We start from the raw sequence: 21,357 nt of genomic DNA, 5'->3' as shown, positions 1-21,357 counted from the left end.
AAAGGCCGGAGGAACGCGTCCCCCGGCCGTTAGAAGCTGCTCGGCCCTCGCTTAGAAGCGGAAGCGCGCACCCAGCGAATATACCCGCTCGATATAGCGGACCTGGAACGGATAGGTGCTGCCCGCCGCATTGTATTCGCGATAGGTCTTCACCGGCGTGCCCAGGATGTTGAGCATGTCGAACGCGATCGTCACATTCTCGACGGGGGTCACCGTGGCCGAAAAGTCCAGTGTGCCATACGCATCCTGCTTGGTCGGCGACACGAAATCGGACTGGAAGTTGTTGTAGTCGATCACGAAATCCGACCGCCAGTTATAGGCGAGCCGGCTGGAGAAGCCGGGCCGCTCATACATGCCGACCAGGTTGAACGCGTGCTTGGAAACGCCCGGGAAGGCCTGCTGCCCCGGGCGATTGTCGCGGAAGTCGGGCTGAAGCTCGGTTCCGGCGTCGATATAGGTGTAGTTCGCCTGGATGCCGAAGCCGCGCGCCCAGGACGGCAGGCTCTCGATATCGAGGAAGCTGGTGAACGACGCCTCGGCGCCCTGGATGCGGCCCGAGCCCGCATTGGTGGGCTGGTTGGTGATGATATCCGGTGCATTCGCGATCTCCTGGATCGTGTCGTTCCGGAAGATGAAGTTGCTGACGTCCCGGCGGAACACCGACCCGGTGAGTGAGCCGCTGCGCGAGAAATACCATTCCAGGGAAACGTCGTAGTTATCGGACTGGAGCGGGCGCAGATTGGGATTGCCGCTGGTAAAGGTGACGCGGCAATTCACGTCGTCCACGCCGAAATCGGTACACGCCGAAGGGGGCGTGCCGACGGTGGTCGATGGGTTGAGGTCGGCGAAGCTCGGGCGGGTGCGAGTCTGAGTGTAAGCCAGGCGCAGCTGGAGCTTATCGGTCAGCCGTGCGCGTAGCGACGCGTTGGGCAGCCAGTCGGTATATTCGTTCGCCTGCGAAACCGGAGTGTACGCGCCGGTGGCGATGTCAAACGAATTGCCGTTCACCATGGTCTTGGTGCGCACGCCGCGCACGCCGATCAAGCCGTCGATCGGCACGCCTGCTTCAAAGGTGTAGTGCAGCTGAGCGTAGCCAGCATATGCCTTTTCATTGGCCGTGAAGGTCTCGGTCTCATTGAAGGCGGGGTCGTCCAAATTGGTGAACTGCGAACCCGGAAGCCGCTGCGCGATCGCACGCAGGTCGCGGATATTGGCGAATACGCTGTCGAACGTCGCGCCGGGGAACTGCGTCTGGCGCTGATAATCGTCGAAGCGGAAGCCGCGCGGATATTGGCCGATTTCGACCGGCAGCGCACTGAATGGCACGTTGAGCGGTGACAATGCGTCATAGCGCGAACCGTTGCGCCGGCTCGCGTTACGGTCATTGTAGCGCACACCGATGTCGACGCGGTCGATGAAGCTGATGCCGGTCTGATAAGTCGCGTCGAGCCGCGCCTGGACGTCGTCGCCCTGTGCTTCATAGGCGCGGTCGAACAGCCCGCGCAGGCGGTAATTGGCGGGATCGGCAGGGTTGAAGTTCAGATATTCGAACACCCCGCCGCCAGGACCTTCGCCGATGTCGAAATTGACGTTGCGAACCGGTGAACTGGTGAAGGCATAGTCGATATTGGCGTTGCGCTCGGAATAGGTCGAGTCGGTATAAGCGACGTCGCCGGTCACGCGCAGGCTGTCATTCGACCAGATGAACCCGCCGGCGAGCTGGTACGTGTCCGTCTTCGCCTTGGTAAAGGCGTTATACCCGTCCGGCGCGTTGGCGCCGGTGACGGTCATGCTCTGCACCGACGTGCCATCGGGACGCAGCACGACATTGCTGTACTGCGCATTGTCACCGCCGGTGGGCGAGAATTGCCATAGGTTGCGGTCCTCCGCGCGATACCCCTGGAACAGGCCGTCGACATAGATTTCGAGGTTGGCTGCGGGTTTCCACTGGATCGTGCCGTTGACCGACGGACGCCAGCGATGACCGCTGCCATAGAAGATGCCCTGGCCGTTGGGGCGCGTCGCGGAAAGGCCGTTGGGGGTGCCGGTCTGGCCGGGCTCCGGCGTGACGAACCGGTCGACTTCGCGCGTCGAATCGAGGAAGTCGAGCGTGGTCATCGCCGCGTTCACCAGCACGCCGATCTCGCCGATGCCGGTGTCCCAACGGTTGCTGAGCAACAGGTTGCCGTTCCAGCTGAGCTTCTGGCTCTGCTCGAAATGCACGCCGTTCAGCGAGCCCGAAAGCTCGAACCCGTCGAAATCGAACGGACGGCGCGAACGTACATTGACCTGTCCGCCGACGCCGCCTTCGATCAGGTTCGCAGTGCCGGACTTGTACACCTCCAGCGCCTGGACGATGCCGGCGGGGAAATCCTGGATGGCGACGTTGCGGTTTTCGGCAGTGAAGATCTCGCGGCCGTTATAGGTGGTCGAGATATCGGGAAGGCCACGGATCTGCACGCCTGCCGCCTCGCCGGCGCCGCGGGTCACCTGCACGCCGGTCACGCGTGCCAGCGCCGCCGATGCGGTCACGTCGGGCAGCTTGCCTATATCCTCGGCGACGATCCCGTCGACGATCTGATCGGAGTTGCGCTTCAGATTTTGCGCGGACTGCAGGCTGCGGCGCAGCCCAGTGACGACGATCTCTTCGGTCTGCACCGCGTCCGTGGGAGCGGCGGTGTCGGCAGCGGGCTCGGCCGAAGCGGGGGCAGGTGCTGCAGCATCTGCCTGCTGCGCGAGGGCGGGGGTGGCAAGACCGGCAACGAGCGCGATCGAAGACGCATACAGGAACAACGGGGTGGTACGCATGAAACCTCTCGGAACTGACGACCGGGCCCTGAACGAGCCTCTCTCTGATTGTGGATCGCGCGCCTATGGTCGTACGGCACGGCGAAAGCAATAAATCATATCAATATGATGCTGGTATGTGTCTGCGCGGTTTTATTTTGTTAGCGTGACGCGATACCCGGTACCCGCACGCTCTTCTGTCAGAAGCTGAACGCCTCTCCGACCCGCCGTTCTCCCAGCAGGAACGCGTCGGCGACGATTTGAAGCGGCCGCACGTCCACATCGCTATCCCCTGCCGCAACCAGTTGCGCGAACCGGTCGTACAACCGCGCATATTCGCGGTCCGGCGCCTTTTGGGGTGCCTCGCCTGGAAGCTCCAGGACGCTGCCCCCCATGGAGAGCTTCAGCATGCCCTTGTCAGTATCGACTTCGATGTCCCAGGTTTGCGGGCCGGTCTGGAGGAAGTCGAAGTCGGCCGTCACGGCCGCGTCGCCGCTGCGCATCGCCAGTTCGGCCTTGAGCGGCGAGGCGCGTCCTTCGGGCACTTCCATCCATGCCGATTGCAGGAGCAAGGGCTCGCGCAGGATCTTCGTGACGATCGACAGCGCATTGATGCCAGGATCGAACACGCCGAACCCGCCCGGGCCCAGGATCCATTCCTGCCCGGGATGCCATCGGCGGATATCCTCGCGCCAATGAAGGCGCACCGCGTCGATCCGTTTGTCGGCCAGCCAGTCGCGGGCAGGCGCCACGCCGGCGGCCTCGCGCGAATGCCAGCTGGTGAACAGCGTCACGCCCTTCGCCCGCGCCTGTGCTTCCAACGCAGCGATCTCTGACAGCGTCGCAGCCGGCGGCTTTTCCAGCATGACGTGCAGCCCCGCGGCGATCGCGCTCGCCGCCTGCGCGTAGCGGCCGTCGGGCGGAGTGCAGAGCGAGACCGCCTGAAGTTCGGGCGCGCCGGCGATCATGGCGTCGATGTCCGGATAGGCTGCGACTTGGTCGAGCTGCGCGTTCCGGCTGGCTGTCGCACTGAGCACGAAGCGGTCATCTGCCGCCAGGGCGGGAAGGTGCTGGTCGCGGGCGATCTTGCCGATCCCGACCAATCCCAGCCGGATCGCGCCCGCCATTCCCGCCATCACCCTGCTCCCAAATTATCGGATATATATGCTTCCTATTCGCCACCGCGACCGGTATCAACCCTGTCAAAGTGCCGCACGCAACGACGAGGTGGCCTGACCGCGGCGACGCGCTGGAGAGAAGAATGCACGAGGCGCAGAAGGGTTCGATCCCCGCTCGGCCAGAGCTTGGCCTTGCGAGGCATGTGCTTCGCACTCTTGGCAAATTCGCCCACGTCTCTACCCTTTGCACATCCGAGCCGCACAGCGGCCACCGACCAGATCACCGTAACCGGGAGAGAGATATGAAGTCGTTTGGAGCCTTGCTCGGCGTTGCCGCAACGCTGGCACTCGCCAGTCCCGCCGCGCAGGCCGCCACCGCCAAGCGCGGCACCTTCGGCAAGCTGGCCGATGGCCGTCAGGTCGCCTCGGTCACGTTGTCCAACGCGCGCGGGGTGTCCGCGACGGTCATTGCCTATGGCGCCGCGCTCCAGTCGGTCGTCATGCCCGACCGCACCGGCAAGCGCGCCGACATCACGCTGGGCTATGACAATATCGGCCAATATGTCGACAAGGGGCAGTATTTCGGCGGCACGGTCGGGCGCTTCGCCAATCGGCTGGAGGCCGGCCGCTTCAAGATCGATGGTCAGACCTTTCAGACACCGGTCAATGACGGCAAGAATGCGCTGCACGGCGGCACGGTCGGGTTCGACAAGGTGCTGTGGGAAGTGGTGTCGGTGGCCAACGGTCCGACTGCGTCGGTGACGCTGCGCTATGTCAGCCCCGATGGCGACCAGGGCTATCCCGGCACCCTGACCGTCGATGCGATCTACTCGCTCGATGAAAGCAACAATCTGACGATCGAATACCGCGCGACCACCGACAAGCCGACGATCGCCAACATCACCAACCACGCTTATTGGAACCTGTCGGGCGAGGGCTCGGCCAACGGCGCGATGGGCCATCTGGTGACGATCCCGGCGAGCACCTACCTGCCGACCGATGCCGGGGCGATCCCCAGCGGTGAGTTCAAGTCCGTTGCCGGCACCGTGTTCGACTTCCGCACGCCCCGCGCGGTGGGAGACCGGGTGCGCGACGCCAGCGACCAGCAGATCGTGTTTGGCCGCGGCTATGATCATAATTGGGTGATCGGTCGCGACGTGACGCAGAGCCAGCATCTGATGGCCAAGGTCTATGATCCCGCCTCGGGCCGCGGGTTCGAACTGTGGTCGAACCAGCCGGGGCTGCAATTCTATTCGGGCAATTTCTTCGACGCGACCAGCCATGGCAAGTCGAACAAGATCTATCGGATGGGCGACGCCGTGGTGTTCGAGCCGCAGATCTTCCCGGACTCGCCCAACCAGAAGGGTTTCCCGAACGCGCGGCTGAACCCGGGCCAGACCTATCGCAACATCATGACCTACCGCCTGACCACCGGCGGCACCACGGCGCCGAAGAAGCGCTGAACCCCTCAGGAGAGCACAAAACGATGATGATCCGCCGCACTTTCCTTCTCGCCGCCAGCGCACTGACGCTCACGGCGACGATGTCGCCCGCGCAGGCGCGCGACCAGTGGACCAAGGCTCAGGCCAATGGCTGGCACGCCACGCAGCCCTGGCAGGTTGGCGCCAACTATACGCCGGCCACTGCGATCAACCAGCTCGAGATGTTCCAGGCCGAGACCTGGGATCCGCAGCGCATCGATCTGGAGCTTGGCTGGGCGCAGGCGATGGGCATGAACGTGATGCGCGTGAACCTGCACAACCTGCTGTGGGAAACCGACGCCGCCGGGCTCAAGCGCCGCATGAACGAGTTCATGACGATCGCGGCCAAGCACAACATCAAGACGCTGTGGATCTTCTTTGACAGCTGCTGGGATCCCAACCCGGTTGCCGGTCCGCAGCATCCCCCGATCCCCGGCGTCCATAATTCGGGCTCGGTCCAGTCCCCGGGCGCCGCGCGCCTCAAGGACGCGTCGCAATATGGCAAGCTCGAAGCCTATGTGAAGGACATCGTCACCACCTTCGCCAATGACTCGCGCGTCGTCGGGTGGGACATCTGGAACGAGCCGAACAATCCGGGCGGCGGCAACTACACGCCGACGCCGGACAAGAACAAATATGTCGCCACGCTGCTGCCGCGCCTGTTCGACGTGGCGCGCGCCGCCAATCCGGTGCAGCCGCTCACTTCGGGCGTGTGGATCGGCGATCACTGGGACGACCAGAAGACGCTCGACGCAGTGGAGAAGATCCAGATCCGCGAGTCCGACATCCTGAGCTTCCACGACTATAGCTGGCCGGAAAAGTTCGAGGAGCGGGCCAAGCAGATGCTCAGCTACGGCCGGCCGGTCTGGTGCACCGAATATATGGCGCGCGGCAACGGTTCGACCTTCGACAACACGCTGCCCATCGCCAAGCGGCTCAACATCGCGATGTACAATTGGGGCTTCGTCAACGGGAAGATGCAGACGCGCCTGCCCTGGGACAGCTGGAAGAAGCCCTACACCTATGAAGAGCCGACCATCTGGTTCCACGACGTGCTGCACTTCGACGGCAAGCCGTACCGCCAGGCCGAAGTCGACTTGATCAAGCGGATGGCAGCGGCGCCCAAGGGGGTGGTTCCGGCAGCCGCATATTGATGCGCCGGCCGCTTCGTGCGGCGGGCCTGCTGACTCTCGCGTTGCTGACGGTTCTTCCGTCGGCGGCGCTGGGGCAGGCGCGTTCGCTGTTCGCCGGCGCCGATCCCGACATCGAAGTCGCGGACGGGCGCTATTGGATCTATCCCACCGGCGGGGAGGGGCTCTCTCCCTGGTCCTCGACCGACATGGCGCAGTGGACGCGCGGCGACCCGCTGATCCGCCTCAAGGACATTCCCTGGGTCAGGAACGACCGCGCGCCGATCCATTTCCTGTGGGCGCCCGACATGGTCCAGGCCAAGGGCGGTTGGTTCTTCTATTACTCGGTCGGCCCGCAGAACCCGACTCCCAGCCGCATCGGCGTCGCGGTGTGCAAGGGGCCGGCAGGCCCCTGCACCGACAGCGGCAGGCCGCTGGTGAACGATGGCGGCAAGGGATTCGAGGCGATCGACCCGCAGGTCTTCGTCGATCCCAAGACGCAGACGCCCTATCTGTACGCTGGCGGCAGTGCGGGCGCGAAGCTGCGTGCCTGGACGCTCAAGCCCGACATGGTGACGATCGATCGCGAAGTGCCGGTGGAAACCCCGCCCAACTTCACCGAAGGCGCCTTCATGCATTACCGCAGCGGCGTCTATTACCTGTCGTACAGCGCGGGGCAGTGGAACCACGCCAATTATCAGGTGCACTATGCGGTCGCGCTCTCGCCGACCGGGCCGTGGCGCTATGGCGGCGCGCTGCTCCAGGCCGACAAGAAGTTCAAGGGACCCGGCCACCACAGCTTCTTCCAGGATCCCAAGGACGGAGCGTGGTACATCGTCTATCACCGCTGGGAGAATGTGCCCGGCAACGGTCCGTATGACGGCCAGCGCCGCGTCGCGATCCAGAAGATCAGCTATCGCGCGGACGGCGCCATCCTGCCGATCAAGATGAACTGAGCGCCGGCTGCCGCGCGGCGTTCACGACGCCGCCGGCAGCCGCAGCCGGACCAGCAGCCCGCCCAGGTCCTCGCTCTCCTCCAGCGCCACGGTGCCGTCGTAGATCTCGGCCACGTCGCGCACGATTGCCAGCCCCAGCCCGGTACCCGGTTTCCCCGAATCCAGCCGCACCCCGCGATCGAAGATGCGGATCCGGTCGGCCTCGGGAATGCCTGCGCCGTCATCCTCGACCATGATCTCGACGAACCCGGCCTGCGCGCTCGCGGTCACGAACACGCTGCCGCCGCCATATTTGGCGGCGTTCTCGACCAGGTTGCCGAGCAGGTCGTCCAGGTCCTGCCGCTCGATATGCGCGACCAGGTCCTTGCGCCCGTCCACATCGATCCGCACCGCCGGATAAAGCCGCGCCACCGCCCGTTCGACTGCCTCGACCGAGGGCCAGACCTCCGCCCGGCTGTGCGCGCTGCCGCGCCGCCCGACCGCGCGTGCGCGTGCCAGATGATGGTCGATCTGCCGCCGCATCGTCCGCGCCTCACGGATCACCGTCGGCGCCAGATCGTCCTGCCCCGCCGCCGCGGCGTTCATGATCACGCTCAGCGGCGTCTTGAGGGCGTGCGCCAGGTTGCCCGCATGCCGCCGCGCCTCTTCTGCCTGGCGGTCGTTATGCTCGACCAGTGCGTTCAGCTCCTCCACCATCGGCGCGACTTCGGCCGGCATCGCCCCCTGGATGCGCCGCGACTGCCCCGCGCGCAGCCGCGCGATCTCGGAACGCAGCTTGCGCAGCGGCAGCAGCCCGTACCAGGTCTGCAACGCCACCATCAGGATCAGCCCCAGCCCCAGCAGCAGGAAGCTGCGGATCAACGTCCGCCGCAGCACTGCGATCTGCGCGTTGAGCGGGTCGCGCGACTGCGCCACCTGGAACTTCCACCGCACCGGCGATCCAGGCAGCGTCAGGTCGCGCTCGGCGATCCGCAGCGTCGTCTCGGGAAACTCGTTGCTTTCGTAGATGTGCAGGTCGCGGTCGTCATGGATCTGTGCGTTGGCCTTCAGCTTGCGGTCCCAAAGCGACCGCGAAGGGAACGGGTCGAATCCCTTGCCACTAATCTGCCAATACGCACCCGAATTGGGCTCCAGGAAGCGCTGGTCGGCCAGATCGCGGTTGAACATCACCTCGCCGTTCGGCCCGATCTCGGCGGATACGATCATCGAGGTGAGCAGGAAGTCCAGCTGATCGTCGACATTCTGGGTGACGGCGCTCGTCAGGACCCGGTCCAGCGCCACGCCGCCGCCCACGAGCAACAGCATGATCCAGGCGACCGCCACCAGGATCATGCGCCGGCTCACCGATCCGGTGGTCCGCACATAGCCGCGGGACGGCTCGTCGGGGTTTTCGACCGCTTCCGTTACAACCGCGCTCCCATCTCGGCGGAAGCGGGAGAGAAGCGGATCGAGAATGCTCCGCCCGAGCGGAATAAAGGCGGCGATGAACAGCCCGCGGGCGAACCACTCGGGTCCATGGCCGCGAACGCCCGACGCAACCGCAAGCGCGATCGTGCCGACAAGGATCGTCAGTAGGTGCTGCTTGGCCGTAAGCGGCCGGATCGGAGCGCGGTCCAAGCAGTTACGCGGCTCCCGCCGGCTCCTCAAGGCTGTAGCCCAGTCCGCGGATCGTGGTGATCACGTCCGCGCCCAGCTTCTTGCGGATGCGCGTCACGAACACTTCGATCGTGTTCGAATCCCGGTCGAAATCTTGATCGTAGATATGCTCGATCAGCTCGGTGCGGCTCACCACCTTGCCCTTGTGGTGGAGCAGGTAGCTTAGCAGCTTATATTCCTGCGCGGTCAGCTTCACCGGCTCGCCATCCTTGGTGACCTTGCCGCTGCGCGTGTCCAGCCGGATGTCGCCCGCGATCAGCTCGGCCGAGGCATTGCCGGACGCGCGGCGGATCAGCGCGCGCAGCCGGGCGATCAGCTCCTCGGTCTGGAAAGGCTTGGCGACATAATCGTCGGCGCCCGCGTCGAGCCCGGCAACCTTGTCGGACCAGCTGTCGCGCGCGGTCAGCACCAGCACCGGCATGGTCCGGCCTTCCTTGCGCCAGCGGTCGAGCACGGTCAGCCCGTCGATCTCGGGCAGGCCCAGGTCGAGCAGCACGGCATCATATTGTTCGGTGGAGCCCAGGAAATGCCCTTCCTCGCCATCGGTGGCCAGGTCGACTGCATAGCCCGCGCCTTCCAGCGCGTTCTTCAGCTGCTGGCCCAAATTGGGTTCATCCTCGACGATCAGAAGTCGCATATAGTCTCCAACACCTCGTGGATTGCCGGCTCAGTTGCCCGCCGTGCGCAGGATACGGCCGCTGCGGCCGTCCGCGTCCACCCAGATCACCGACCCATTGCGCAGGAACTTGAGCGTGTAAATCTCCGTTCCGGGATCATAATCAAATCCCAGATACTGCGCCCCGGGCATGCGGGGAATGACGCGCCGCTCGATCTCGCGCGCGGGCAGGTTCTGCCCGGTCTGGCGCCGCTGGCTGGCCGCGCTCTGCCCATGATCCTGGGGCGCCCCCACGCCCGCCCACGCCGCGGCGCCGGAAAGCGCCGCAGCTGCCAGGCACGCGCACAAGACGGGAAGGACCAGCATTCGCATCGGCATCGCATAGGGGTCGGCCATTGAATAGCCCCTGAACGGCATTCGGGAGGGGGCGTAACCTGCGGGCAACACAGGGGTTCCCGGCGACGTGCCCCACAGAGCCGGCTGGACGAGGAAGTCTGCCGTCAAGACATGCGCGTCAACTTGGCGACTTGTGCCAGAGTGCTGTCGCTCTGACGCGCTTCCGCGGCGCTGATCGGTCGCGGCGCATGAGGGGTCGAGTTCGCGGCGCGTTGACCGGTAGTCACCGTATTCGCCGCCGCGATGCCCCGATGGCTGGTTCGACAAAACGATGATCGTCTATTCCGCCCCTTCACCCTGGACAGGCGCTGGCCGCCAATATCGTGGTCGCGTGCGACGCGCTCGGGTCTGCCGATCTGCTTGCAGATGCAAAGCGCTGCGAGCCGCTTGTCCAGCGGGGTCCTGCCCTGCCGTTTTCCACCACTTTTCCGCCGTTCGACGCCAACGGGCACAATCCGCACCCCATTGTCGTTCCCGCCTCGGCCCCCTAGGTGTCGCGTGCGCAACTGCCCGTACCGGATGAACCCCGCGCCCGGCGTCTTCGCCCGGGCATCGCGCCGGTTCCCCAGCATCGAACCAAGGACCCCATGGCTGCACCCGTCCTCGCCTGTGAAAATCTCGGCCTCAACCAGGGCGTCCGCTGGCTCTTCCGCGGACTGAACATGTCGGTGGGCGAGCGCGACCGGCTGGCGCTTATCGGCCGCAATGGCGCGGGCAAGACCACGCTCTTGAAACTGATCGCCGGTGAAATCGAGCCGGACGAAGGCCGCCGCACCATCCAGCCGGGCACCCATGTCGTGCTGCTGGAACAGGAGCCGCGCATGGTCGGCTGCACCACGCTGCTGGACTATGTCCTGTCCGGCGACGACGCGCCCCAGCAATATGAGGCAGAGGCGATCGCCGACCAGCTTGGCATCGATCTCACCCGCGAAGCCGCGACCGCCAGTGGCGGCGAGCGACGCCGCGCCGCCATCGCCCGTGCGCTGGCGCAGAACCCGGACGTGCTGCTGCTCGACGAACCGACCAACCATCTCGATCTCGCCGCGATCGAATGGCTCGAGGATTGGCTCAAGCGCTTCACCGGCGCCTTCATCGTCATCAGCCACGACCGCACCTTTCTCACGCGCCTGACCCGCGCGACCTTGTGGCTCGACCGGGGCATGATCCGCCGCGCCGATGTCGGCTTTGGCGGGTTCGAGGCGTGGACCGAGCAGGTCTATGCCGAAGAGGAGCGCAACGCCCAGCGCCTGGACGCCAAGCTCAAGCTGGAGGAGCATTGGCTTCAGCGCGGCGTCACCGGGCGGCGCCGCCGCAACCAGGGGCGGCTGGAGAAGCTCAAGCAGATGCGCGCCACCCGCGCGGCGATGGTCGGGCCGCAGGGCGCGGCCAAGCTGGTTACTGCCGCCGACGACAGCAACACCAAGGTGGTGATCGACGCCAAGCACGTGTCGAAGACCTATGGCGACCGCACGATCATCAAGGACTTCACGTTTCGCGTGACCAAGGGCGACCGCATCGGCCTGGTCGGGTCGAACGGCGCGGGCAAGTCGACCCTGCTCAAGCTGCTGACCGGCGAAGTCGCGCCCGACGAAGGCAATGTGCGCCTGTCCAAGACACTCGACAGCGTCATCATCGACCAGCAGCGCAGCCTGATGGCGCCCGAGAAGACGGTGCGCGACGTGCTTGCCGAGGGCGGCGACTGGATCGACGTGCTCGGCGTGCGCAAGCACGTCCATGGCTATTTGAAGGAGTTCCTGTTCGATCCCAGCATTGCCGAGGCCAAGGTCGGCACGCTGTCGGGCGGCGAGCGTTCGCGCCTGCTGCTCGCGCGCGAATTCGCCCGCCATTCCAACCTGCTGGTGCTCGACGAGCCGACCAACGATCTCGACCTGGAAACGCTCGACCTGCTTCAGGAAGTCATCTCGGACTATGAAGGCACCGTGCTGATCGTCAGCCACGACCGCGACTTCCTCGACCGTACCGTCACGGTGACACTGGGGCTCGACGGGTCTGGGTTCGTCGATGTGGTCGTTGGCGGCTATGCCGATTGGGAGGCCAAGCGCCGGCCCAGGGCCGAGGCGAAGAAGACTGCAGCCAGGCCTGTGGCGGCATCGGCGGAAGCGCCGAAAAAGGCCGCCAAGCTCAGCTACAAGGACCAGCGCGACTACGACCTGCTGCCCAAGCGGATCGAGGAGATCGAGGCGCAGATCGCCCGCGACGAGCAAGTGATTTCCGACCCTGCACTCTACACGCGCGATTTCGCCAAATTCAGTGCGCTGAGCGAAGGCATTGCCAAGCTGCGCGAGGAAAAGGACGCAGCCGAAATGCGCTGGCTCGAACTCGCCGAACAGGTTGAAGCGCTGGGCTGATCCTCAGTCAGCCTTTCCTTCCCAGGGCGGGGCGGCGCGCGCGTCCGCGCCATAGACGGCCCGGCCCGATCGACGTCAGCCCGCCAGCTCCACGGTGACCCGCGTGCCGTCTGGCCCGCTCTCGGCTCGCAAGGTGCCGCCGGCCTGGCGCGCGAAGCTTTCGGTCAGCCGCTGGCCCAATCCGCCCGCGCGTCCCTGGGTCAGCAGCTCGGGGGAGGTGCCTCGGCCATCGTCCGCGACGCTCAGCGTCCAGCCGCGCGGCGCCGTGGCGAACCGCACCGATATCCGCCCGGAGTCGCGCCCGGTAAAGGCGTGTTTGGCGGCGTTGGTCACCAGTTCGTTGACGATCAGTCCGATCGACACCGCCCGGTCGCGTGGCAGGGTGACATGGTCCGATGCGCATTCCAGCACGATCGCGCCTTGCAGGAACAGCGCGTCGGACAGTGCGGTGCATAGTTCGCTCAGATAGCTCGCCATGTCGACGTCGCCGGGTCCCGCGTTGCCGCGGTACAGATGGCGGTGGGCGCGCGCGATGCTCTGGACGCGCGCAAGCGCAGAGCCCAGCGCCGCTGCGGTCTCCTCGCTCGCGCTTCGCCGGCGCTGCAGGTCGAGCAGCGCGGCGACCAGCGCGAAGTTGTTCGTGACGCGGTGGTCGAACTCTTCGAGGAACAGGTCGCGCTCGGCGATTTCGCGGTCGCGTTCCGCTGCGGCGCGGCGGACCGCGCGGCGGAACAGGTCCGCGATCAGGATCAAGATGAGGTAGGCGAACGTCAGCACGGCCAACCGCGGCAGGTCTTCGGGCCGCTTCAGAAGCCAGCTATGGATCGGCGGCAGCATGAAGTACCAGGTATGCGCCAGCGACAGTGCCCCGCAGAGCATCCCCGCTGGCCACCGCGCGAACAAGGTGGCGACCAGCACCGCGGGGTAGCCAAGCGCGAAGGGACCCGCGCCGGCGGCGAACAGGTCGATCCCCGCGCGCAGCGATATTGCCGCCGTGGCGCACAGCAGCGCGAACGCAAGTTGCGTCACCCAGCCCGGTGCGTATTGCGCCAGCCTGTCGGGTAAATCGAGTTCGCCTATCCGCCCCATTTCTGACTTGAAACTAGGCGCTTAGCCGGGAGGTTAGTCAAGCGCCACTATAGCGACTTGCCGCATCGTCCGGCAACTTCGACGACATATTGCCACGCAACCCGCCCCGAACGGCTTCCCCGCCGGGTTGCCCACTCCACCGCCTCTCGGGGGTCAAAGGGAAGACCATGCGTCTGCGCGTAACTTTCGACAACTTCCAGATACAGCGCCTGATCCATCGCATGAAACCCCAGGCTCAAACCGAACCGGTCCGCCAACGCCAGATTATCGTCGACGGAATCCCGCGGATTGATCGCGCTCGCCTGTTCCGCCAAATCGCGCGGCACCAGATGTCTGCGGTTGGACGTGACGATCAACCGGCAGTTTGGCGGCCGCGCTTCCGCACCGCCATCCAGCAGCGAGCGAAGCACCCGCGCCTCGCCCGGCGCTTCAAAGCCCAAATCATCGAGGAAGATCGCGAATGCGCGATCGACGGGTTCCAGTCTGGCGAACAGCGCCGGCAGGGCCTCGATGCTGGTACCCGCTACTTCCACCAGCGCGAGATTGCCGCCGCTTGCCTGGATCGCGGAGATCACGCTCTTCACCAATGCCGATTTACCCGTTCCGCGGGCACCCCACAGCAGCACATCATGCGAGGCGGCGCCAGTGCTCAGCTGGTTGAGGTTGGCATGCAGAGCGTCGCGCTGCCGCTCCAATCCTCGCAACAGATCCAGCGAAAGCGGGCGAAACGCTCTGGCGGCATCCAAGGTTATTGCGCGCCAGACATAGGCGGGATGCTTGTACAGGTCGGCTTCGGCTCGCGGGGGCGGCGCAAGCCGCTCAAGTGCCTCGGCAATGCGGATCAAGGGATCGGAGGTCATCCAATGCGCTTACCGCAGCATGACGCGTGCGGGAATGCCGCCCGATCAGTGCGCCTGTTTCGGGCCAGCAGCCTTCCGCCTGTCCCCGGCTGCATTGATCTGTGCGAGTTGCCAGCGCAATTCGGGAGCGCCTGGTGCCAGGCGCAGCGCCTTTCGGGTCAGTTCCGCTGCATGCGCAAAGTCGCCCGCGCGGTACAACACCCAGCCAAACGCTTCGACAACAAGCGGGTTGGCTGGCGCCAGTGCATAGGCGGCTTCCCCGAATTCCAGCGCGTCATCGAGGGCGCCCGCTTCGGCATAGGCAAGGGCCAAGTCCGCGTTTAGCGCTGCGTCACCGTCTCCGAGCTGAGCACGCAACTGCTCAAGACTGTTGATCGCCACTTCATATCGGCCTGCCATTAGCTGCGAGTGTCCCGAAATGCGCAGCGCGCTCAAGCTCAATGGATTTTGCGAAAGGTACAGGTCCAACGCGTTCGCTGCGTCCCGGCTTCTTCCCGCACGCTCCAGTGCTTCGACCAAGCGCAACAGGGTCGGCGAGTCGAAGCGAATGTCAGCTGCACGGCCATACACTAGGGCAGCGTCCGTGGGACGATTTGCCAGCATAAGCATGTCGCCTAGCAACAACTGCGCCGCAGGGATCGCGCGGTTCCTGGACGCGACCTGTTCCGCCTTGCTCAAGGCAGTTGCGGTGTCACCGCTGCCATAAAGCCCTCGGACATAGGCGACTAGCGCAGCCGGATCATCAGGATGCTGATCTGCCTGAGCGGCAAGAGTGCCCAGGCTGTCATCCTCGCTGAAGGCGCCGCCGGCCACGCTCGCACTGGCAGCGCCACTGCGATCGATCAACGCGGCAGCGCCGTCGCGGTCACCGCGCCGTTCCAATCCGCGCGCCGCCAAAAGCAGTGCGTAGCTGTCCGTTTTGTTTCGGCCAGTCAGAGGCTGCAGCACGTTCAAAGCTTCCAAAGCCGAATCGCGCCGGAGCATTGCGGCAGCCAACAGTTTGCGAGCGGCTGTGTTCAGCGGTTGCCGGTCGATCAGCGCTTTCAATCGCGTGATCGCCTGCTCGTAGTCACCCGACTGTACGTCCAAAATGCTTTTCAGGAGCAGGGCGGCCGGAAGGGCGTCTATCGCCCCATCGGATTTAGCCAGTAATGTGCTCGCAAGCTCCCTATCGCCCGCGCGGGCCGCAATCACCGATTGGAGGTATAATGCCTGTGGGCTGTTCGGCCGCACGACAAGCACGCGGCGAGTGGCTGCGAGTGCATCAACAGTCCGGCCAGCATCGCCGAGGGTAGCGGCGTACTCCACAAGCGTGCTGTAGTCGCGGGGATCATGCTTGAGGGCTGCTTCGAACCAGGGGAGTGCGGCGACCAAACCGTATTGCGCGCGGACGAGCTCGCCACGCACAAGGAGGCCGGCGACATGGTTCGAATCCAGCTGGAGAACGCGTTGCGCAGCCGCATTCGCCCCGAGCACGTCTCCCGCCGCCAACCTGAACCGCGCGGTGTCGAGCCATAGATCGGGATCCCGTGGTGCAAGCCGAAGCGCTTGGTCGAACAAGTCACCGGCGGCGGTCCATTCTCCACGGTCCGCCAGGACTCGGGCGCTGATGCGCAGCCCATAAGGGCGACCTGTCGCAACAGCATTAGCTGCTTCGCTCAGTGCCTTGGTCCCGTCGCCCTGCAGCAAGAATGCGTGCGCGCGAAGATGCGCTAGCAGTTTTGCGTCTGCGCCCGTTTCGACAGCACGCTTAAGCTCCGCCTCGGCCCCCACGCCATCGTCAAGCGCCAGCATCGATTTGGCGAGTAGCAAATGGGTCGCCGCGCTGTTCGGTGCATCGCGTACCGCGGCCGCGGCGAGATCGCGCGCACGTGTCGCGTCATGCGCCCTGAGCGCCGCCGCGCCGCGCCGCACGACCTCTTCAGCGCTCATTGGCGCCGTATCTCGGGCGAGGTGGAACCATGCTCCTATCGCCGCTCCCAATGTGCCGAGCGCAACCAGCACGATGAGCAGGCGGCGCATGCGCTCGCGCTTTCGGCGGCTAAGGTTGGAGGTCATAAGCCTTCATCAGGTCATATAAAGTCGGCCTGCTGATGCCGAGCAGGCGCGCAGTACCCGAAATGTTGCCCTCCGCACGCGCGAGGGCGTGGCGGATCGCCTTGCGGTCTGCGCGCTCGCGTGCTGCCTTGAGGTTGACCGGCAGGCTGTCGTCCGGCGCGGCGAGATCGAGATCGCCTGCGGTAATGAGCTTACCATCGGCCATGATCACCGCCCGTTTGAGACGGTTTTCCAACTCGCGCACATTACCCGGCCAGTGCCATACATCGATTGCAGCGAGCGCATCGGGCGCGAAACCCCGGACTGAAGGGTTCATCGTTGCGGCATATTTGTTCAGAAAGTGCCGCGCCAAGAGTCCGGCGTCGCCTGACCGCTCCGCCAAGGTAGGGATAGGGATCACGATTTCTGCGAGACGGTAGTACAGGTCTTCGCGAAACCGCCCTTCGGCGGTCATGCCGTCGAGATTCTGGTGCGTGGCACAGACGATGCGGGTGTCCACTGCGATCGGCTTGCGGCCGCCAAGGCGCTCAACGACCCGCTCCTGCAGGAACCGCAGCAGCTTCACTTGAAGCGCCAGCGGAATGTCGCCGACTTCGTCCAGGAAAAGGGTGCCGCCGTCCGCAAGTTCGATCTTGCCCGGGGTGGTTTTCACCGCGCCGGTAAACGCACCTTTTTCATGGCCGAACAGCTCTGATTCCAGGAGCGTTTCAGGGATAGCGGCGCAATTGATCGCGACGAATTCGCCGTTGCGGCGGCTGGCGTCATGCAGCCCGCGTGCCAGCAACTCCTTGCCGGTTCCGCTAGCGCCTAGCAGCACCACCGACACATCGGCAGTTGCGACGCGCTCGATCGTGCGGGTCACCTTCAACATCTCTGGGGCGCTCGTCACGATGCCGCCGAGAACCGCATCGGTGCCTGCTCGCTCTGCCAAGCGACGATTTTCCTGTTCCAAGCCGTGGACGTGGAACGCACGTGCGACGATCAGCCCTAGCGAGTCGATATCGATCGGCTTCTGATAGAAGTCCCAAGCGCCCAGGGAGATCGCCCGCAGCATCGATTCCGGGGCGCCGTGGCCAGACGCGACGACAATCTTGGTGTCCGGCCGCAACTCCAAGATGGTCTCGAGGACGGCGAAGCCTTCGCTGGTCCCGTCTGGATCAGGCGGCAATCCCAGGTCCAGTGTAACGACCTGAGGCTCTTGCGACCGGATAAGTGCAATGGCTTCCTCGCGGGTCGCGGCGCAACTGATCTCGTAGCCTTCATAAGCCCATCGCAACTGCCGCTGCAGGCCAAGATCGTCCTCGATGATCAGCAGCTTTTTGATCTCATTCACGCTGCTTGCTCCTCAATCGCAGCGGGCACGTGCGCCGCTTTGAGTTCGATGCGGAACCAGGTGCCTACGCCTTCGCTGGAGGTCACGTTCAGAGTCGCCCCCATTGCAATCGCGAGCTGACGTGCCTCGAAGGCGCCGATCCCGAAGCCACCCGGCTTGGAGGAGGTGAAGGGTTTGAACAGGCGGTCTCGAACGAAGGGCGCAGACATGCCGCACCCTTTGTCGATCACGTCGACAACGGCCCGCCCGCCTTCAGTCACGATGGCGATCGATACGGGTTCTTTGGAGGGGCTGGCATCGATCGCGTTCTGGACCAAGTGGGTCAGCATCTGTTCGAGGGTCGCGGGGTCGGCGAGGGCGATCACCCCCGGGGCTCCCTGAACGATGATCGGATGTTGCGCATTGCCCCGGGCTGCCACGCGCTTGACGACGGGAACGATGTCGATGCGCTGCGGCGCTTCCACCCGACTGCGGTGGTGCTGTGACAGGCGGGCGAGGAGGCTGTTCATGCGCTCAGCGGAATCGCGCAATGTGGCGACCATATCGGCACGAAATTCAGGCTTGTCGGCGTGGCGTTCGGCGTTGCGGGCGGTCAGCGCCAATTGGCTGACCAGGTTTTTGATGTCGTGCAGGATAAAGGCGAACCGCCGATTGAACTCTTCGAAGCGCTGCGCCTCGGCCAAAGCTTCCTGGGCGCGCGCTTCGGCCAGATAGCTTGCGACCTGCCGGCCAGCGACTTTCAATAGATCGAGGTCCTCCCAGTCGATTGCCTGTGCGCCGGGGGGGCGGGCGAGGAGGATCGCGCCGGCGAGTTGGTCAAGATGGAGCAGGGGGACGATTACCCACGCATCGGCGATGTTCAGCATCCATTGCGGGACCGCGGTGGCGTCTTCCGAGTCCCGTGTGCTTGAGCGCAGAGCATCGAGATCTAGGATACGACCGGTTTTCTGAAGATGCTCAGCCAGTGCCGCGTCGCCCCCGGCGGGCAGCAAATTGCTATCCCAATGCCAACCGGCGCCCGGCGCCAGGCGCGGGCCATCAGGCACCAGCAGCAATCCCGCAGGCGAGGAGGTGAGGTCCGCAATCGCCTTCACAATTCGCTCCTCAAGGGGGGCCCCGGCAAAGGAGCCGAGTGTATCGGTGAAGCGTAGCCATTCGGTGCGATAATCGTAGCGGTGACGGAAAAAGTGCTTGGCTAGCTTGACCTTCACCCAAGCCCGAAGCCAGCTGTTCGACACCAGTGTCAGGACCGCGGCAGTCGATCCCAGCGCGAACGCGGTTTGCAGAACGCGCGCCTGGCTGCCGCCGACTGCTGCAAGCGCGCTGGTCGTCAGTGCCAGGAACATCAGGTATCCGCCGATCGCGATCAGCGAAAGCGATTGGTAGGCGATGGTCCGGGATACCTGTACGCCCCACTCACCCTTACGCTGCAAACCGGTGCCGAGGAATGTGGCGACTGCCATCATCGCGGCGCCGCGGCATAGGATCGGCTGCCCGCGCCATGTGTCGGTAAGATAGGCGGTCCCGAACAGAGCGACATCGGCGACCCAGATGCCGCTGATGGCAAGCACGATCATGCGCTTTCCGACCAAGGGCTGCAGCGATGCGTACAGGGCGTGGGTGAGCACCAGAGCGGCCACTGCCGCCAGCATTTTCAGCAGGAGGATTGTGGTTTCGACCGGGGTATTGATTGCCGGACCCATGATGTTCGCCACGATCTGGGCGGTAAGGCTGGTTAGCACGACAAGAGCTACGACGCCGTACACGGTGCCCAGCGCCATCGGCGGGCGGACATTGCCGTCGCGCCGGTGCATGATCAGCATGGTGGCGAGCCATGCCAGATTGCGTAACGCCTCAACCAGCGAGGTCACGAATTCATCGCTGCCGATGCCTGCGACTGCCAGAGCCCACAGCGCCGTCAGCGCGAAGGCCGTAGCGAACGCGCCACGCGGAAGGCCACGCTCCTGAGAGCGCAACGTCCACAGCATCAAACCGCCAAACAGCAGCGCCGTTAGGGCATGAGTCCAGACGATGATCATGGTTGTCATCAGCGCGCGCCCTCGGGGAAAAGCACCACGCGGATCGTCTGAAGGAGGATCAGAATATCAAGGAAGGGCGAATAATTTTTGGCATAGAACAGGTCGAATTCAAGCTTCTGGCGGGCATCATCGATCGAGGCACCGTAGGGATAATTGATCTGCGCCCAACCGGTTATGCCAGGTTTCACCATGTGACGCTCGGCGTAATAAGGAAGCCGCTGTTCCAGATCGTCGACGAATTGCGGCCGCTCCGGGCGAGGCCCGACAAAGCTCATCTCGCCCTTCAGCACGCTCCAGCATTGCGGGAGTTCGTCGATGCGCAGCTTGCGAATAATCCGCCCTATGCGAGTAACTCGCGGATCGTCCTTTTCGGCCCAGACTGCGACCCCGGGAAGCTCGGCGTCCTGACGCATCGAGCGTAATTTCACAACGTCGTAGCTTTGGCCATAAAGGCCTACGCGCGGTTGCCGGTAGAAGGCCGGCCCCTTGCTCTCAAGCTTGATGAGGATGGCGGTAAGCAGGATCAGCGGGAGCGCGAGCAACAGCAGCAGTAGGCTCGCACTGATGTCGAAGAACCGCTTGAACGCGCTGGACACCATCCGCCCGGATGAGAAGCCATCGGAGAAGATCAGCCAACTGGGATTCACGCTGTCTAGATCGACGCGGCCGGTCTCCCGTTCGAGGAAAGTCGAAATCTCGTTGACATGGACGCCGGTTGTCTTGACCCGAAGCAGGTCTTTGAGCGGAAGCGCGTTGCGCCGCTCCTCAAGCGCCAGCACGACCTCGCTGGCATTGAGCAGCACCACATGATCGGCCAGATTGTAGATCGCGTCACGCGCGATCGCCTCTGGGATGATGCGGTTGGCTTCGTCCATGGCGACATAGCCGACCACGGCAAATCCGGCGCCAGGTAGTTTCGAAAGCGCCTTCAAGCGACCGGCGCGTGGACCTGCACCGAGGACCACGACGCGGCGCTTGAAGACCTGCCCGCCAAGCGTTTTCCCAAGCAGTAGGCGCACGAGCAACAGCAGCACCAGCGCAGCCGCCATCGCGAACAGGAGATTGGAGCGCCAAAAGCTGAGCTGCGGCAGAACGAAATACACAGCACTCAAGCCGATCACACCCAGCGACACAGCCACGAGCAGGCGAGCCGTCGCGTAGCGGATCGATTGCAGCGCCTCTGCACCATAGACGCCAATCGCTATTATCGAGAGTTCGAGAAACGCTGCAAAGGCGATCAACTGCGGCACGCGCTCCGTCATCGATCCCGCGAGAATGCCGATCTGGTGCGCGCGAACGATCCAGCCGATCTCGCCCGCGACAAGGAGCAGGACGAGGTCCATCAAGCCGAGCAGCAGCACGGCATTGGGCACGTAATGCTTGAACAAGCGGATCATGACGCGACAGCGATAGCGGCGAAGTGTAAACAAAACCGACATGAGCCAAACGTCCGAAGTTTTGCACTCGGC

General features: G+C 64.5%; 15 protein-coding genes. 4 read left to right on the top strand and 11 right to left on the bottom strand.

Going from position 1 to position 21,357, the window contains the following annotated elements; translation table 11 throughout:
- Positions 1 to 51 precede the first annotated feature (51 nt).
- On the bottom strand, positions 52 to 2,808 hold the full coding sequence (locus FHT02_RS07545) for a TonB-dependent receptor (RefSeq protein ID WP_184086106.1): 2,757 nt from the start codon (positions 2,806 to 2,808) through the stop codon (positions 52 to 54).
- A 179-nt stretch (positions 2,809 to 2,987) separates the two neighbouring features.
- Positions 2,988 to 3,914, bottom strand: a complete 927-nt coding sequence (locus FHT02_RS07540; RefSeq protein ID WP_184086307.1) for a Gfo/Idh/MocA family protein — start codon at positions 3,912 to 3,914, stop codon at positions 2,988 to 2,990.
- Between the two features lie 293 nt (positions 3,915 to 4,207).
- On the opposite strand from FHT02_RS07540, the gene FHT02_RS07535 reads away from it, so the two are divergent.
- Genes FHT02_RS07535 through FHT02_RS07525 form a run of 3 tightly spaced genes read left to right on the top strand, consistent with a single transcriptional unit; the run spans position 4,208 to position 7,472 of the window.
- Positions 4,208 to 5,368, top strand: coding sequence for an aldose epimerase family protein (locus FHT02_RS07535; RefSeq protein ID WP_184086104.1), 1,161 nt, complete (start codon positions 4,208 to 4,210; stop codon positions 5,366 to 5,368).
- 26 nt (positions 5,369 to 5,394) lie between these two features.
- A complete protein-coding gene (locus FHT02_RS07530; RefSeq protein ID WP_184086305.1) occupies positions 5,395 to 6,540 on the top strand; it encodes a cellulase family glycosylhydrolase in 1,146 nt (381 codons plus the stop codon).
- Complete coding sequence (locus FHT02_RS07525; protein ID WP_184086102.1) at positions 6,540 to 7,472, top strand: family 43 glycosylhydrolase; 933 nt, start codon at positions 6,540 to 6,542, stop codon at positions 7,470 to 7,472. The genes FHT02_RS07530 and FHT02_RS07525 overlap by 1 nt, the downstream gene beginning before the upstream one ends.
- Before the next feature lie 21 nt (positions 7,473 to 7,493).
- On the opposite strand, the gene FHT02_RS07520 is transcribed toward FHT02_RS07525, so the two are convergent.
- From FHT02_RS07520 to FHT02_RS07510, 3 genes are all read right to left on the bottom strand, one after another.
- Positions 7,494 to 8,804: a sensor histidine kinase gene (locus FHT02_RS07520; RefSeq protein ID WP_184086302.1), complete on the bottom strand. Its 1,311-nt coding sequence runs from the start codon at positions 8,802 to 8,804 to the stop codon at positions 7,494 to 7,496.
- A gap of 289 nt (positions 8,805 to 9,093) precedes the next feature.
- A complete protein-coding gene (locus FHT02_RS07515) occupies positions 9,094 to 9,765 on the bottom strand; it encodes a response regulator transcription factor (protein WP_184086100.1) in 672 nt (223 codons plus the stop codon).
- Positions 9,766 to 9,795: 30 nt separating this feature from the next.
- Positions 9,796 to 10,140: a hypothetical protein gene (locus FHT02_RS07510; protein WP_184086099.1), complete on the bottom strand. Its 345-nt coding sequence runs from the start codon at positions 10,138 to 10,140 to the stop codon at positions 9,796 to 9,798.
- 587 nt (positions 10,141 to 10,727) lie between these two features.
- Between FHT02_RS07510 and FHT02_RS07505 the strand changes: the two genes are divergently transcribed.
- Entirely contained in the window at positions 10,728 to 12,509 is a 1,782-nt protein-coding gene (locus FHT02_RS07505) for an ABC-F family ATP-binding cassette domain-containing protein (RefSeq protein ID WP_184086098.1), read from the top strand.
- Between the two features lie 75 nt (positions 12,510 to 12,584).
- Here FHT02_RS07505 and FHT02_RS07500 read toward each other — a convergent pair whose 3' ends face one another.
- The 6 genes from FHT02_RS07500 to FHT02_RS07475 form a co-directional block, all read right to left on the bottom strand.
- Positions 12,585 to 13,538, bottom strand: a complete 954-nt coding sequence (locus tag FHT02_RS07500) for a histidine kinase dimerization/phosphoacceptor domain -containing protein (protein ID WP_184086097.1) — start codon at positions 13,536 to 13,538, stop codon at positions 12,585 to 12,587.
- A 107-nt stretch (positions 13,539 to 13,645) separates the two neighbouring features.
- On the bottom strand, positions 13,646 to 14,458 hold the full coding sequence (locus tag FHT02_RS07495; protein WP_184086096.1) for an ATP-binding protein: 813 nt from the start codon (positions 14,456 to 14,458) through the stop codon (positions 13,646 to 13,648).
- Positions 14,459 to 14,503: 45 nt separating this feature from the next.
- Positions 14,504 to 16,480 carry a tetratricopeptide repeat protein gene (locus tag FHT02_RS07490; protein WP_184086095.1) on the bottom strand — a complete coding sequence of 659 codons (1,977 nt, stop codon included), beginning with the start codon at positions 16,478 to 16,480 and terminating at the stop codon, positions 14,504 to 14,506.
- 19 nt (positions 16,481 to 16,499) lie between these two features.
- Positions 16,500 to 17,849, bottom strand: a complete 1,350-nt coding sequence (gene prsR / locus FHT02_RS07485; protein ID WP_184086094.1) for a PEP-CTERM-box response regulator transcription factor — start codon at positions 17,847 to 17,849, stop codon at positions 16,500 to 16,502.
- Positions 17,846 to 19,897, bottom strand: a complete 2,052-nt coding sequence (gene prsK, locus FHT02_RS07480; protein ID WP_184086093.1) for an XrtA/PEP-CTERM system histidine kinase PrsK — start codon at positions 19,895 to 19,897, stop codon at positions 17,846 to 17,848. The genes prsR and prsK overlap by 4 nt, the downstream gene beginning before the upstream one ends.
- Positions 19,897 to 21,285 carry a TIGR03013 family XrtA/PEP-CTERM system glycosyltransferase gene (locus FHT02_RS07475; protein WP_184086092.1) on the bottom strand — a complete coding sequence of 463 codons (1,389 nt, stop codon included), beginning with the start codon at positions 21,283 to 21,285 and terminating at the stop codon, positions 19,897 to 19,899. Before FHT02_RS07475 ends, prsK begins: the two co-directional genes overlap by 1 nt.
- Positions 21,286 to 21,357: the final 72 nt, after the last annotated feature.

Source organism: Sphingomonas xinjiangensis, from assembly GCF_014199255.1.
Classification (GTDB): Bacteria; Pseudomonadota; Alphaproteobacteria; order Sphingomonadales; family Sphingomonadaceae; genus Sphingomonas; species Sphingomonas xinjiangensis.
This window is presented reverse-complemented; position numbering and strand designations above follow the sequence as displayed.